This window comes from Allobosea sp. GW823-FHT02B03 (genome assembly GCF_058797755.1).
In genome coordinates this window covers 674,409-686,695 of record NZ_JBXAJY010000002.1, presented here as the reverse complement: position 1 = coordinate 686,695, position 12,287 = coordinate 674,409, and the positions used below count along the sequence as shown (strand labels likewise).

General features: G+C 66.2%; 12 protein-coding genes. 9 read left to right on the top strand and 3 right to left on the bottom strand.

The features are described from left to right. The first annotated feature begins 108 nt into the window (after positions 1 to 108). Entirely contained in the window at positions 109 to 456 is a 348-nt protein-coding gene (locus tag AC1REK_RS08260) for an ArsR/SmtB family transcription factor (RefSeq protein ID WP_492268411.1), read from the top strand. A 274-nt stretch (positions 457 to 730) separates the two neighbouring features. Here the strand turns inward: AC1REK_RS08260 and AC1REK_RS08255 are convergent, their stop codons facing one another. Then, positions 731 to 2,113 (bottom strand): amidohydrolase family protein, encoded by a 1,383-nt coding sequence (locus AC1REK_RS08255; RefSeq protein WP_492268412.1) that lies wholly within the window; start codon positions 2,111 to 2,113, stop codon positions 731 to 733. Positions 2,114 to 2,415: 302 nt separating this feature from the next. Between AC1REK_RS08255 and zigA the strand changes: the two genes are divergently transcribed. The 3 genes from zigA (at position 2,416) to AC1REK_RS08240 (ending at position 5,715) form a co-directional block, all read left to right on the top strand. Next, the gene (zigA, locus tag AC1REK_RS08250) at positions 2,416 to 3,630 is read left to right on the top strand and encodes a zinc metallochaperone GTPase ZigA (protein ID WP_492268413.1); all 1,215 of its coding nucleotides are present in this window, start codon (positions 2,416 to 2,418) and stop codon (positions 3,628 to 3,630) included. A gap of 186 nt (positions 3,631 to 3,816) precedes the next feature. Next, positions 3,817 to 5,115, top strand: a complete 1,299-nt coding sequence (locus tag AC1REK_RS08245) for a hypothetical protein (RefSeq protein ID WP_492268414.1) — start codon at positions 3,817 to 3,819, stop codon at positions 5,113 to 5,115. Positions 5,116 to 5,310: 195 nt separating this feature from the next. Next, positions 5,311 to 5,715 carry a GtrA family protein gene (locus AC1REK_RS08240; RefSeq protein ID WP_327520796.1) on the top strand — a complete coding sequence of 135 codons (405 nt, stop codon included), beginning with the start codon at positions 5,311 to 5,313 and terminating at the stop codon, positions 5,713 to 5,715. On the opposite strand, the gene AC1REK_RS08235 is transcribed toward AC1REK_RS08240, so the two are convergent. After that, entirely contained in the window at positions 5,716 to 6,447 is a 732-nt protein-coding gene (locus AC1REK_RS08235) for a class I SAM-dependent methyltransferase (protein WP_492268415.1), read from the bottom strand. 212 nt (positions 6,448 to 6,659) lie between these two features. Here AC1REK_RS08235 and AC1REK_RS08230 point away from each other — a divergent pair, with 212 nt between their 5' ends. Beyond that, positions 6,660 to 7,916: a class I SAM-dependent methyltransferase gene (locus tag AC1REK_RS08230; RefSeq protein ID WP_492268416.1), complete on the top strand. Its 1,257-nt coding sequence runs from the start codon at positions 6,660 to 6,662 to the stop codon at positions 7,914 to 7,916. Positions 7,917 to 8,100: 184 nt separating this feature from the next. After that, positions 8,101 to 8,592 (top strand): hypothetical protein, encoded by a 492-nt coding sequence (locus AC1REK_RS08225; RefSeq protein WP_492268417.1) that lies wholly within the window; start codon positions 8,101 to 8,103, stop codon positions 8,590 to 8,592. A gap of 34 nt (positions 8,593 to 8,626) precedes the next feature. On the opposite strand, the gene AC1REK_RS08220 is transcribed toward AC1REK_RS08225, so the two are convergent. Then, positions 8,627 to 9,592: a LysR family transcriptional regulator gene (locus tag AC1REK_RS08220; RefSeq protein WP_492268418.1), complete on the bottom strand. Its 966-nt coding sequence runs from the start codon at positions 9,590 to 9,592 to the stop codon at positions 8,627 to 8,629. A 166-nt stretch (positions 9,593 to 9,758) separates the two neighbouring features. On the opposite strand from AC1REK_RS08220, the gene AC1REK_RS08215 reads away from it, so the two are divergent. The 3 genes from AC1REK_RS08215 (at position 9,759) to AC1REK_RS08205 (ending at position 12,257) form a co-directional block, all read left to right on the top strand. Continuing rightward, on the top strand, positions 9,759 to 10,478 hold the full coding sequence (locus AC1REK_RS08215) for a PIG-L deacetylase family protein (RefSeq protein ID WP_327523702.1): 720 nt from the start codon (positions 9,759 to 9,761) through the stop codon (positions 10,476 to 10,478). Positions 10,479 to 10,526: 48 nt separating this feature from the next. Continuing rightward, complete coding sequence (locus tag AC1REK_RS08210) at positions 10,527 to 11,498, top strand: Bug family tripartite tricarboxylate transporter substrate binding protein (protein ID WP_492268419.1); 972 nt, start codon at positions 10,527 to 10,529, stop codon at positions 11,496 to 11,498. A gap of 69 nt (positions 11,499 to 11,567) precedes the next feature. Beyond that, entirely contained in the window at positions 11,568 to 12,257 is a 690-nt protein-coding gene (locus tag AC1REK_RS08205; protein WP_492268420.1) for a 4-carboxy-4-hydroxy-2-oxoadipate aldolase/oxaloacetate decarboxylase, read from the top strand. Positions 12,258 to 12,287: the final 30 nt, after the last annotated feature.

Below are 12,287 nucleotides of genomic sequence, written 5' to 3'. Positions count from 1 at the left end.
AATTTCAATGATTATTGAATCATGGGCGCCGGCCGAACATGAGTCAATCCTAAATTCAAGGATCATTGAAACTTGTCAGGAGCGGCGCCGGCAATTAAGCCTGAGGTGATGAAGCAGCTCTTCCATCCCGAGATCGAGGACGTCGTGCCGGCCGACGTGTTCGCTGCGCTGGGCGATCCGATCCGGCTCGGCATCCTGGTCTCGCTCGCCGATTGCGACGAGGTCGACAAGGCGCGTTGCGGCGCCTTCACCGAACTCGCCTCGCCCTCGCTGCTCTCCTACCATTTCGCCAAATTGCGCGAGGCCGGGATCACGCGCTCGCGGGCGGAAGGGACGGTGCGCTTCCTCAGCATCCGCCGCGAGGAGTTCGAGCGGCGCTTCCCCGGCCTGCTCAACAGCGTGATCGAGACGGCGCGGCGCGACCCGTCGGTGCCACGGATCAAGCTCGACGTGTGACTGCCCTCTCCGTCATGGTCGGGGCGACCGCCAGTTCACGGCTTTTACGATGTGGCGGATGCTTTCCAGAAGGTGATGAAAGACCTGTCACGCGCGGGGAACCCTCTCCTGGAAGGAGAGGGTAGGGTGAGGTGTAGGTCGTCCGACCAGTTCCGCGAGCGCTCAACGCGCGGCTAGGTTCAGGCCAACGTTTCCAGTCCGAACACCTCACCCCTACCCTCTCCTTCCAGGAGAGGGGATCCCGCGCCAGTCTCGTCCGCCGGGGAAGGTCCGCCTAACCGCAACACGGACAGCCCGGCCCAAACACGGCGCGGCTGCCGAGCGCCGCGAGCTTTCCGCGCCAGCCCGGTACCTTCTCCCTGATCCGGGCCATCGTCCGCTCGCGGTCGAGGCGGGTCGGGCGGCCGTCCTCGACCAGAAGCGCCCCGTCGACGATGCTGGTCACCACGTCGCTCGCCCTCGCGTAATAGACCAGCGCGGCGTAGTCGCCGTAATAGGGCTGGAGGTGCGGGCGGTCTATGTCGACCATGATCAAATCGGCCTTCTTGCCCGGCTCCAGCGAGCCGATCTCGTCCTCCAGCCCCATGACGCGGGCGGCGCCGATCGTCTGCAGTTCCAGCGCCTGCGCGCAGGAGAGGGCGGTCGGGCTGCCAAGGCGCAGGCGCATGGCGTTGAGCGCGTTGCGCATGCCCTCGAACGGGTCGTTCAGCATCCAGTCGGTGGCGAAGCCGGTCGGGATGCCGCGCGACATGATATCCTCCAGCGGCGGATAGCGGCCGCGGCGCGGATAGATCGTCGGGCAGTGGGCATAGGCCGCGCCGCTTTCCTGGACGGCGTCGAGATCGCCCGTCCCGGCGAAGACGAGATGGGCCAGCACGACATCCGGGCCGAGCATGCCGACATCCCGCAGGAACTCGACGGGGCCGCAGCCATACGCCGCCTTGATCTGATCGACCTCGCCTGCGCTCTGGGCGGCGTGGATATGCATGCCGATGCCGAGCCGGTTCGCCTCGGCACGGGCCGCCTTCAGCAACTCGGGCGAGCAAGTGTCGGTGGCATGGGTGCCGATGCGCGCGGTGATGCGGCCATCGGCGGCGCCGTGCCAGCGCTCGGCGAAGGCGACGCCGTCGCGCAGGCGCTCCTCGCCGATCGTGGCATGGTGGGTGTAGTCGCCGCGCCAGAGCTCGTGCAGGCGGACATCGAAGACCTTGTGGGCGATCTGGGCGCGCAGGCCGCAGCCTTCGACCGTCTCGGCGAGGCGGTGCGGTGCGTACCAGATGTCGTTGATCGTGGTGATGCCGGCCTGGAGCATGTCGGCGCAGCCGGCCTCTGCCAGCAGCGCCCATTCATCCTCGGTGATGTCCTTCTCCATCCGGAAGGCGACTTCGAGCAATGCCGCCTTCGCCGCATGGTCGTCGGTCTGGCTGCGGAAGACCAGCGAGGCCGCGTGCGAATGGCAGTTGACGAAGCCGGGCAGGACTGCCCGCCGAGCGCCGTCGATGGTGCGGGCCGGGTTCCAGTGCCCCTGCGGTTGGCGGGGCCCGGCATGGAGGATGCGCCCGCCTAAGATCGCGACCTCGCCGTCTGGAATAATCGGTATTCCCGGGCTGACCGGATAGAGGAATTCGGCGCGTACCAGGAGGTCGATCTCGATCATGGCGCGGGCTCCTCCGTCGGCAAGGGAAGGGCGAGCTTAGCGGCGTTTGAAGCGTTCTGAAGCGCTCATCAATGCAGGGCCGCTACTCACCAAAGGGCACGAGTCATCCCGGGCGACCGGAGGGAGACCCGGGATCCATTCCGGAACCTCTCTCGGAAAGGCTCAGGAATGGATCCCGGATCTCCGCTGCGCTCCGTCCGGGATGACGGTGCGATGGAATGTGGAAGCTCCAATCGCAGCCTTGCGTCCGCAATCTGCTCTCGTTATGAAATGTTACAACGTAACAAAATATGAGATCCGAGATGGACTCCCGCCTTCCCGTCACCGTGCTTTCCGGCTTTCTCGGCGCCGGCAAGACGACGCTGCTCAACCACGTCCTCAACAACCGCGAGGGCCGCAAGGTCGCGGTCATCGTCAACGACCTCAGCGAGGTGAATATCGACGCCGACCTCGTGCGCGCCGGCGGCGGCGATCTCTCGCGCACCGACGAGAAGCTGGTCGAGATGAGCAATGGCTGCATCTGCTGCACCTTGCGCGACGATCTCCTCGCCGAGGTCGGCCGGCTCGCCCGTGACGGACGCTTCGACTATCTCCTGATCGAGGGCACCGGCATCGCCGAGCCGCTGCCGATTGCTGCCACCTTCGAGTTCCGCGACGAGGACGGCTTCTCGCTCTCCGACCTCGCCCGGCTCGACACCATGGTGACGGTGGTCGATACGGTGAACCTGCTCAGGGACTACGGCTCGCGCGACTTCCTGCGCGAGCGCGGCGAGACGGCGGGCGAAGGCGACGAGCGCACGCTGGTCGATCTCCTGGTCGAGCAGATCGAGTTCGCCGATGTGGTCGTGCTCAACAAGGTCGGCGATGCCGGACCCGAAGCGGTGGCGCAGGCGAAACTGGTGATCCGGGCGCTCAACCCGGATGCACGTTTGATCGAGGCCGATTTTGGCCGCGTGGCCCTCGATCAGATCCTCGATACCGGCCTGTTCGACCATGAGAAGGCGCAGGAACACCCGCTCTGGCACAAGGAGCTCTACGGCTTCAAAGACCATGTGCCGGAGACCGAGGAATACGGCATCTCCTCCTTCGTTTACCGGGCGCGCCGGCCGTTCCATCCGGAAAAGTTCAACGCGTTCCTGGCGCAGAGCTGGCCGGGGCTGATCCGCGCCAAGGGCCATTTCTGGCTGGCGACGCGGCCGGAATGGGTCGGCGAGATGTCGCTCGCCGGGGCGATCTGCCGGACCGAGGCGATGGGCTTCTGGTGGGCCGCCGTGCCGCGCCCGCGTTGGCCCGACCATCCCGAATGGAAGGCGATCCTGAACCGGCACTGGCATTCGGTCTGGGGCGACCGCCGGCAGGAGCTGGTCTTCATCGGCACGGGGCTGGACGAGCAGGCGATCCGCGCCGCGCTCGATGCCTGCCTTATCGGCGAGACGCCGACGATCGCCTTCAGGCCCGAGCGCTATCGCGACCTGCCCGACCCGTTCCCGGCCTGGCGCCGGGCCGAGGCCGCCTGAGATCCCGCCAACTCAGCCCTCATCCTGAGGAGCCGCGCAGCGGCGTCTCGACGGGTGTTCCAGCTGGTTCCGGAGCCTCCTGGAGCATCCTTCGAGACGCGCCTCTAGCGCTCCTCAGGATGAGGGCAGGGGAGGTCCGCGTCGTTTTCTCGTCGCCCGCTGTGGCGCCTGTCCCGGAGGTTTAGAATGCACCCTCATTTGCTGTCTTCCCTTGCGCTGTCCGTCGGACTCGCGAGCGTGCCGGCCTTTGCCCATGATCATGCCGTGCTGCGTGGCCGGCTGGTCTTCGCCGACCATGAGAAGCCGGTCGTCCGCGTGCTCGATCTCGATACAGGCGAGGTCACGCACAGTTTCGATGTGCCCAAGGCCAATCCCGGCTTCGCCACGGCGCAGGGCGGCCGCTTCGTGGTGATCAAGACCGGCGACGATGCCGGCACGATCCGCTTCCTCGATACCGGCCTGACGATCGAGTCGCATGGCGACCACAACGATGTCGAGAAGGGGCCGGTGAAGCTCACCGACCTCGTGCTGACGGGTCAGAAGCCGGCCCATGTCATTTCGGGCCATGGCCAGCTCGCGCTGTTCTATGACGGCATTCGTCCCTGGGACGGGCCGAGCACGGCGAAGGCGGTGCTGGTTGCGATCAACGATCTTGCCAAGGATAAGCCGGCGCTGACGGAATGGCCAAGCCCCGGGCCGCAGCACGGCATCGTCGTGCCGCTCGGCGCGCGGCGCTGGCTGACCTCGGTGCCCAACCCCGCCTATGTCAGGGGTGACGACCGCAAGGCGTCGTCGCGGCCGGACGGTTTCGAAATCCAGCAGCAGGATAAAAGCGGCTGGCGCAGGCTTGCTTCCTTCAACGATCCGGCGAAGGCCGACGCCTCCTGCAAGCTCTATCACGGCCATGCTGCGGCCGGCGGGCGCCATGTCTTCGGCTGCGCCGAGGGCGAGGGCGGTGGCATGCTGATCCTGTCGCAGAGCAAGAGCGGCTTCAGCGCGCGCAAGCTCGCCTATCCCGACGAGCGCCGGATCAGCGCGATCAAGGCGCGGGCGGGCGCCAAGTTCATGGTCGCCAATTACGGCAAGGCGGCGCCCTATGATGCGCTGCTGCGGGTCGATCCGGCGGCGCAGTCGCTGTCGACGAACGATGTCCTGCCGGTGCCGGGCGGCCAGCCGGCCTGCCAGTTCGAGCTTTCCGGCAATGGCAAGCGCCTCGCCAATCTGACGCCGGACGGCAAACTGCGGATCTACGAGATCGCGCCGGCCTGGAAGGAGCTCGCCAGCTTCGAGGCGGTGCCGGCCTTCGACTGCCAGTATGGCGCGCGGACGCCGACGCCGTCGCTGGCGGTGATCGGCGGCAATGCCTTCGTCAGCGATCCCCTGAACGGCCGCATTCGGGAATACAGCCTCGATTCGCTGAAGCAGGGGCTCGACCTGCCGGTCGAGGGCAAGCCGGCCAATCTCGCCGGCAGCGATGCGGGGTGAGGACCGGCATCATAGACCGCGAGTCGTCCCGGGCGACCAAAGGGAGACCCGGGACCCATTCCGGAACCGTGATTGGAAATGCTCAGGAATGGATCCCGGATCGGCGCCGCTGCGCGGCTTGTCCGGGATGACTCGAGAGAGGAAACCGCATGGCTTGTAGGCTTCCGTTCAGCATCCGGGGTATAGGCATCCCGGATGCTGAACCGTCTTCCCCGCCATACGCGCCAGGTCATCGCCTATGCCTTTTCGGGCGTGATGGCGGCGGTTGCGCATTACGGCTCGCTGATCGGTCTGGTCGAGCTCGGCGGGGCTGATCCTGTTGCAGCCTCGCTCGCCGGCTTCGTGCTCGGCGGCTTCGTCTCTTACGCGCTGAACCGCTGGCTGACCTTCGAGGCGACGCGGACCCATGGTGAAGCGAGCTGGCGCTTCGGGCTGATCGCCTTCGGCGGCTTCCTGCTGACCGGGGTGCTGATGCACCTCTTCGTCAAGGTTGCCGGCCTGCCCTATCTGCCGATGCAGGTGGTGACGACGCTGATCGTGATGGTCTTCACCTTCGCCGGCCACAAATTCTTCTCCTTCGCCGATCGCGAAGGGGCGTGATCAGGCACTCGCGCTTGCTTGAGGCGCAATCTCCGGGACCGTGAGCGCCTTCCTGGCCGAGAAGGCCATACGGTGCGGGTTATGGCCGAAATTCGCGCGGCGTGTGACGCCTTCGAAACCGGCGGCCTCGACCAAGGCGGTGATGCCGACGGCGCTGTAGGTCGAGAGGCCGTATTGGGCGCGCAGCTTGCGGTAGTCCGAGAAGACGGTGCGGACGAGGCCTCCGAGCGCGGCGAAGAAGAAGCCGCCGCGCCAGGCGAAGGCAAGCAGTTCGCTCGCATCGGTCAGGGGCGAGAGATCGGGCGGGATCACATCGGCGAGGATGAGCTCGCCGCCGGGCCTGAGCTTGGCGAGCCAGGTCGCCAGCGCCCGTTTCAGTTCGTCCTCGCTCAGATACTGGATCAGCGAGTTGGCGACGACGAGATCGAGCGAATCATCCGGCAGCGCCTCGACCTCTTCCGGCGAGACGACCAAGAGGTTGGCCAGCGAACCGAAACGCGCCCTCAGCCTGTCACGGACGGTCGGCGCCGCCTCGCACAGGATCAGCTTTCCGCTGGCGGCGGCGGCGAGATCGGCTGAGAGCGCTTCGCCGCAACCGACATCGAGAACGGCCGCATCCCTGCCCGGTACAGCGGCGGCGATGTCCTGCGCGATGCGCCGGTAGTGCAAGGCCTTGTGGCGCTCCGAGACGTAGATCGCGTGCTCGCCATTCCAGAAGTCGCGCCAGGACATCGGGCCTTTTCCGTTTCGGGCCGGCGCGGAGGGCGCCTTTCCGGCTAGCCCTAGCCTGTTTCCGGGGAGCGCGGAACCGGGGCGTCTCGGGTTTCGCCAGCGCGGAAAAGCGCCGCGCTCAACCGAAACAGCCGCAGGTGCGGCCAAACGGTTTGCGCTCCGGCTGGCGAGACCCTAGCCTTTCCGGAGCCGAACATGTGCCCGGGGGGACCATGCTGCTGCTGCCTAAGCTCCTGAAGCGTTTCGTCCGCCAGGGCCGTCTCACCGTGATAACGCCGGATGGCAAGCGCCATGTCTTCGGCCCCGGTCCCGGCCCGATCAGTTTCGCCGGCCAGAACAAGATCGCACCCGACGTCACGGTGCGTTTCTCGGACGACAGGATCGAGCGCGAGATCTTCCTCAATCCCGAGCTCGCACTGGCCGAAGGCTATATGGACGGGCGCGTCAATTTCGAGGACGGCTCCTCGATCCACGACCTGCTCTCGCTGTTCTGGCTGCAGCGCAAGGAACTGCGCAAGCACCCGCTGCAGCAGGCGATCCGCAAGGTGCGGTTCAAGATCAGGCGCTTCCGGATGCACAATCCGCTCGGCGTCGCCGGCAAGAAAGTGAAGCATCACTACGACATCCCGACCGAGTTTTACCGGCTCTGGCTCGACGAGACGATGACCTATTCCTGTGCGTATTGGCATTCTCCGGACGTAGGATTGGAGAACGCGCAGAAGGCCAAGCTGCGCCATCTCGCCGCCAAGCTCAGGATCGAGCCGGGCATGCGCGTCCTCGATATCGGCTCGGGCTGGGGCGAGCTTGCGATCTATCTCGCCAAGGCCTGCGGGGCGAAGGTCACCGGCCTCAACGTCTCGCCGGACCAGATGGCGGCGGCGCAGAAGCGAGCGCAGGCGGCCGGCGTCGGCGATGCCGTCAGCTTCATCAACAAGGACTATCGCGAGCTTACCGGCACGTTCGACCGCGTCGTCTCGGTCGGCATGATGGAGCATGTCGGCGTCGCGCATTACCTCGAATATTTCGAGAAGATCCGCGATCTGCTCACGCCGGACGGGATCGCGCTCGTCCACTGCATCGGCCGGGTCGGGCCGCCCGGCTTCACCGGTCCGTTCTTCGACAAGTACATCTTCCCGGGCGGCTATGCTCCGGCGCTGTCGGAGGTCTTCGCCGCGGTCGAGCAGACCGGCCTGTGGCATTCCGACTGCGAGTTCTGGCGCCGGCATTACCACTGGACGCTGGAAGCCTGGCGCGAGCGCTTCATGGCGCATCGCGACGAGGTCGTCGTCATGCTGGGCGAGCGCTTCGCGCGGATGTGGGAGTTCTACCTGTCCGCCTGCTCGATCTCCTTCGATATCGGCGGTGACATGGTCTTCCAGCTCCTGCTCGGCCAGCACAAGAGCGCTGTGCCGGTGATCCGCGACTATGTCACCGAGGCTGAACAGGAACTGGAGCGGCGCGGCTTCTGAAGGCATGCCGTCGCTGCCGGGACGCGGCTGGCGAAGCTCTTCCAGCATCTTCGAGCGCTGCGGAAAGATGATCGGAGAGGTACGCCAGAATATCAGCCGGCGCCTCTGACCCGTCCTGCCGAAACCAGCTATCCTGCCTGCGCTTTCCGCTCATTCAGCTTTCACATCCAGCGCGGTGATGAAGATGAGACTGGTCGCCGGAGCCATGCTTTGCGCTGCAGCTGTCCTGCTCACGTCGGGCGCAGGCATCGCGCAGCAGAAATCGGCCGAATGGGTGCTCGGCGTCGACAAGGACACGCAGGAGGAGCTCGGCCTGAAGAAGCCGCCGAGGGTCGCGCATGTACGCGCCAAGGCCGGCCGGAAGAGCAGTTTCGTCCTGACAAAATGCAGCAGGAACGCGATCGAGGGACGTTTCGACGACGATCCGACGATCAATGTCGAGAAGCTGGCTGGCGGTTCGGACACCAAGAAGATCTTCGTCTCCTTTGACGGCGTCTCGGCGGTCTCAACCTTCGCGGACAACGGCTATGCCCCCTGGTATGTCGCGCTCCCGACGCCGCCCCGCAATGCTACGACGATCAATCTCTGTCCGACCGCTGAGGCGGCGGGTTTGCGCTGCCTGCGCTTTCCGATCGAGGGTTTCGCCGGGGCCCGGCAATTCGTCTGCGGGCGCTGAGCGGTCGGTTCTGCCGCCGAGCGGCACGTTCCGCTCAGCCGGGCAGGGCGCGGAGATAACCAGTCGCGGTGAGCTCCCCGACATAATCGAGGATGATCTGGCGCAGGCTGTCGACGGTGCGTGACGGGCCGGACGAGCGCCGCACCATGCCGCCGGGGCGCGGCTCCGTCTCGATATGACAGGGCACGAGGCGCAAGCCGCCGCGGACGAGGTCGCCGACCATGGTCAGGCTCGAGAGCATCGAGACGCGATCCGAAGTCATCAGCACCTCCCGGATCATCGACATCGAGCTGGCGCGCAGCACCGGTGTCTCCAGCTCCAGCCGGTTGCCGCGCATCGCCATCTCGATATCCTGGCCAAGTCGCTGGTCGAGCGTCGGCAGGATGAAGGCTTGCGTCTTCAGGGTCTCCAGATCGATGCGCCCGTCCTTGAAGAGCGGATGGCCGTAGCGGGCAAGCAGCGCCAGCGGCTCGTCATAGAGCGGCTCGCGGATGAAGCTGTCGGGGATGACCGGCTCGTAAAGCCGTCCGACGATCAGGTCGATCTTGTTCGAGCCGAGCAGCGCCAGCAGCTCGTGCATGCGGCCCTCGACGATCTGCACGGTGGTGCCTGGATGGGCCGTGTTGAAGCGGGTCAGGACCTGCGGCATCAGCCCGGTCGCGGCCGAGGGCAGAACGCCGACGACGATCGCCTCCAGCATGCCGGTTTCGATCAGGATCAGATCCTCGCCGATGCGGTCGACCTCGGCGAGCACGCGGCGGGCGCGGGCGATCACCGCTTCGCCATAGCGGGTCAGCGCGACGCCGCGGGGCAGGCGATCGAAGATCCTGACGCCGAGATAATCCTCGAGATCGAGCAGGCTGCGGGTCGTCGCCGGCTGGGTCAGGCCCAGCGCCCGCGAGGCCTTGAGCACGCTGCCCTCATCGGCGACTGCGACCGCAACCCGCAGCTGCCGCATGCGCAGGCGCTGCTTGAGAAGGGAGAAGCTGCGTCCGGCCATCTGAGACACCATGCAAGGCGCGCGCTAAGGGGCGCGCAGGAGCGAAGACGAGAGATATACCGGTAGCGGTATATCTGTATCCGATAAACGCCGTATTTTTCGGAGTTTTCGGCGGTTATGGTCCTGAACCTATCAGGGTTTCGTAATGCCGCCGAGAGGATATGCCGTGTCGGATAAGAGCTTTGTCGTGGTTGCCGCCCATGTCGGCGATTTCGTCTGGCGTGCGGGAGGGGCAATCGCCTGCCATGCGAAGCTGGGCCTGAAGCCGATCGTGGTCTGCCTGAGCTATGGCGCCTATGGCGAGTCGGCCAAGCTCTATGAGGACAAGGCGATGACGGCCGCGAAGGCCCGCGACATCCGCCGCGAGGAAGCCGAAAACGCGGCGAAGATCCTCGGCGCCGAGATCCATTTCCTCGGCGAGGAGGACTATCCGCTGCGGCCGACGGCGGAGATGTTCGAGACGACGGTCCGCCTGCTGCGCAAGCACCAGCCCGCCTTCATGATGACACATCCGCGCGTCGACCCCTCGAACTGGGACCATGTCGAGACCTTCCGCTTCGCCGTCGAGGCGCGGCAAGTCGCGCAGGCGCAGGGGCGGCCCTGGGGCGAGATCGCGGGTGCGCCGCAGGTCTACTGCTTCGAGCCGCACCAGCCCGAGATCTGCGAATACGTTCCCGACACCTATCTCGATATCACCGAGGTCTGGGAGCAGAAGTTCGCGGCGATGCAGTGCCTCAAGGGCCAAGTCTCGCTGTGGAGCTACTACAAGGGCGTCGCCGAAAAGAACGGAAACCTGGCGCGGCGCCGCAATTTCGGCTCGGCACTCTATGCCGAAAGCTTCCAGAGGGTGTTCCCGACGACGATGAACCGGCTGGACCCGGTCTGACGGTAATCAAGAAGCACAAGCCAAAAAACACAATCGAGGGGAGAGAAGATGCCTGGGAGAGCATTGAAGAGCCTGATCATCGCAGCGTCGGCGCTGCTGCTGTCGCAGGCTGCCAGCGGCCAGGACTATCCGAGCAAGGTTGTCACCGTCGTCAACGGCTTCTCTTCGGGCGGGGCCGTCGACACCGTGGCACGGGCGCTGTCGGAGCGGCTTTCGGCCAGCCTCGGCCAGAACTTCATCGTCGAGAGCCGCCCGGGCGCCGGCTCTAACCTTGCCGCCATGGCGGTGGTCCGCAGCGCGCCGGACGGCCATACCCTGCTGCTCGGCACCAACGGCCTCGCGATCAACATGGCGCTCTACAAAACGCCGGGTTTCGACGTGGAGAAGGATCTCGCGCCGATCTCGATGGTCGGCGACATCCCGGCGGTGATCGCGGCGCACCCGTCCTTTCCCGCCAACTCGATCGCCGAGCTGATCGCCTACGCCAAGCGGAAGCCGAACGAGGCCTCCTACGCCACACCGGGGAACGGCTCGCTGCCGCATCTAGCCGTAGCGCTCCTGTCGAAGCAGGCCGGCATCGAACTGCGGCACGTCGCCTATCGCGGCGGCCATCCGGCGGTCACCGATGCGATCGGCGGGCACGTGCCGCTGGTCGTCGTCAATGCGCTCGAGGCGACGCCCTACATCAAGGAAGGGCGGCTGAAGGGGCTGGCGGTCACGGGGCCGGCGCGCCTCGCCAACCTGCCGGACGTGCCGACCGTGGCCGAGGGGCCGGGGCTCGCCGGCTTCGACGCGCAGACCTGGTGGGCGCTGTTCGCGCCGGCCGGCACGCCGCCGGCCGTGGTGCAGAAACTCCAAAGCGAGGTCCATAAGGCGCTGGCCGATCCCAAGCTGCGCGAGCGCATCGAGACCGTCGGCGGCCGCGTCCGCAGTTCCACCGCCGCGGAACTGGGCGCCTTCGTTACCACCGAGCGCAAGAAATGGGGCCAGGTCGTCGCCGATACCGGCTTGCGCGAGTGAACTGATCTTTCGCCTCGTCGCGGGTCCTGCGGCGAGGCACCGCTTCCCGATGAATGAGACGAGGCCTCGATGAACCCTGTCGTGATCCGCACGAACAAGCGCGCCGCTGCCGCCGACATCGCATCCTTGGCCGAGCTCGGCGTCTCGACCACGCATGAGGCGATGGGGCGCAGCGGCCTGATGAAGCCCTATATGCGGCCGATCTATGCCGGCGCGCAGATCGCCGGCAGCGCTGTCACGGTGCTGGCCCAGCCCGGCGACAACTGGATGATCCATGTCGCGATCGAGCAGGTGAAGCCCGGCGACGTCCTCGTCGTCGCCTGCACCACCGACAACACCGACGGCATGTTCGGTGACCTCTTGGCGACCTCGCTGATGGCGCGCGGCGGCGTCGGCCTGATCATTGATGCCGGGGTGAGGGACGTTCGGGTGCTGACGCACATGGGCTTTCCCGTCTGGTCGCGGGCGATCTCGGCCAAGGGCACGGTCAAGGCGACTTTGGGCTCGGTGAATATCCCGGTGGTCTGCGCCGGGGCGCTGGTCAACCCCGGCGATGTCGTCGTCGCCGATGATGACGGGGTCGTGGTCGTGCCGCGCCTCGATGCGGCTTCCGTCGCCGAAGCCGGGCGCAAGCGCGAGGCCGGCGAGGAGGAGAAGCGGAGCCGCTTCGCGGCCGGCGAGCTCGGGCTCGACATGTACGGGATGCGCGAGGGGCTGGCGAAGGCGGGCCTAGTCTACTGCGACGATTCCGAGGGCTGAGTTTTGCTTGAGCGGAGCCAGCGACGAATG

Excerpts from the sequence above, each read along its gene's own strand:
- AC1REK_RS08255 (WP_492268412.1), bottom strand. The coding sequence starts at position 2,113 with ATGATCGAGATCGACCTCCTGGTACGCGCCGAATTCCTCTATCCGGTC.
- AC1REK_RS08220 (WP_492268418.1), bottom strand. The coding sequence starts at position 9,592 with ATGGCCGGACGCAGCTTCTCCCTTCTCAAGCAGCGCCTGCGCATGCGG.
- AC1REK_RS08205 (WP_492268420.1), top strand. The coding sequence starts at position 11,568 with ATGAACCCTGTCGTGATCCGCACGAACAAGCGCGCCGCTGCCGCCGAC.
- AC1REK_RS08230 (WP_492268416.1), top strand. The coding sequence starts at position 6,660 with ATGCTGCTGCTGCCTAAGCTCCTGAAGCGTTTCGTCCGCCAGGGCCGT.
- zigA (WP_492268413.1), top strand. The coding sequence starts at position 2,416 with ATGGACTCCCGCCTTCCCGTCACCGTGCTTTCCGGCTTTCTCGGCGCC.
- AC1REK_RS08235 (WP_492268415.1), bottom strand. The coding sequence starts at position 6,447 with ATGTCCTGGCGCGACTTCTGGAATGGCGAGCACGCGATCTACGTCTCG.
- AC1REK_RS08240 (WP_327520796.1), top strand. The coding sequence starts at position 5,311 with ATGCTGAACCGTCTTCCCCGCCATACGCGCCAGGTCATCGCCTATGCC.
- AC1REK_RS08260 (WP_492268411.1), top strand. The coding sequence starts at position 109 with ATGAAGCAGCTCTTCCATCCCGAGATCGAGGACGTCGTGCCGGCCGAC.
- AC1REK_RS08210 (WP_492268419.1), top strand. The coding sequence starts at position 10,527 with ATGCCTGGGAGAGCATTGAAGAGCCTGATCATCGCAGCGTCGGCGCTG.
- AC1REK_RS08225 (WP_492268417.1), top strand. The coding sequence starts at position 8,101 with ATGAGACTGGTCGCCGGAGCCATGCTTTGCGCTGCAGCTGTCCTGCTC.
- AC1REK_RS08245 (WP_492268414.1), top strand. The coding sequence starts at position 3,817 with ATGCACCCTCATTTGCTGTCTTCCCTTGCGCTGTCCGTCGGACTCGCG.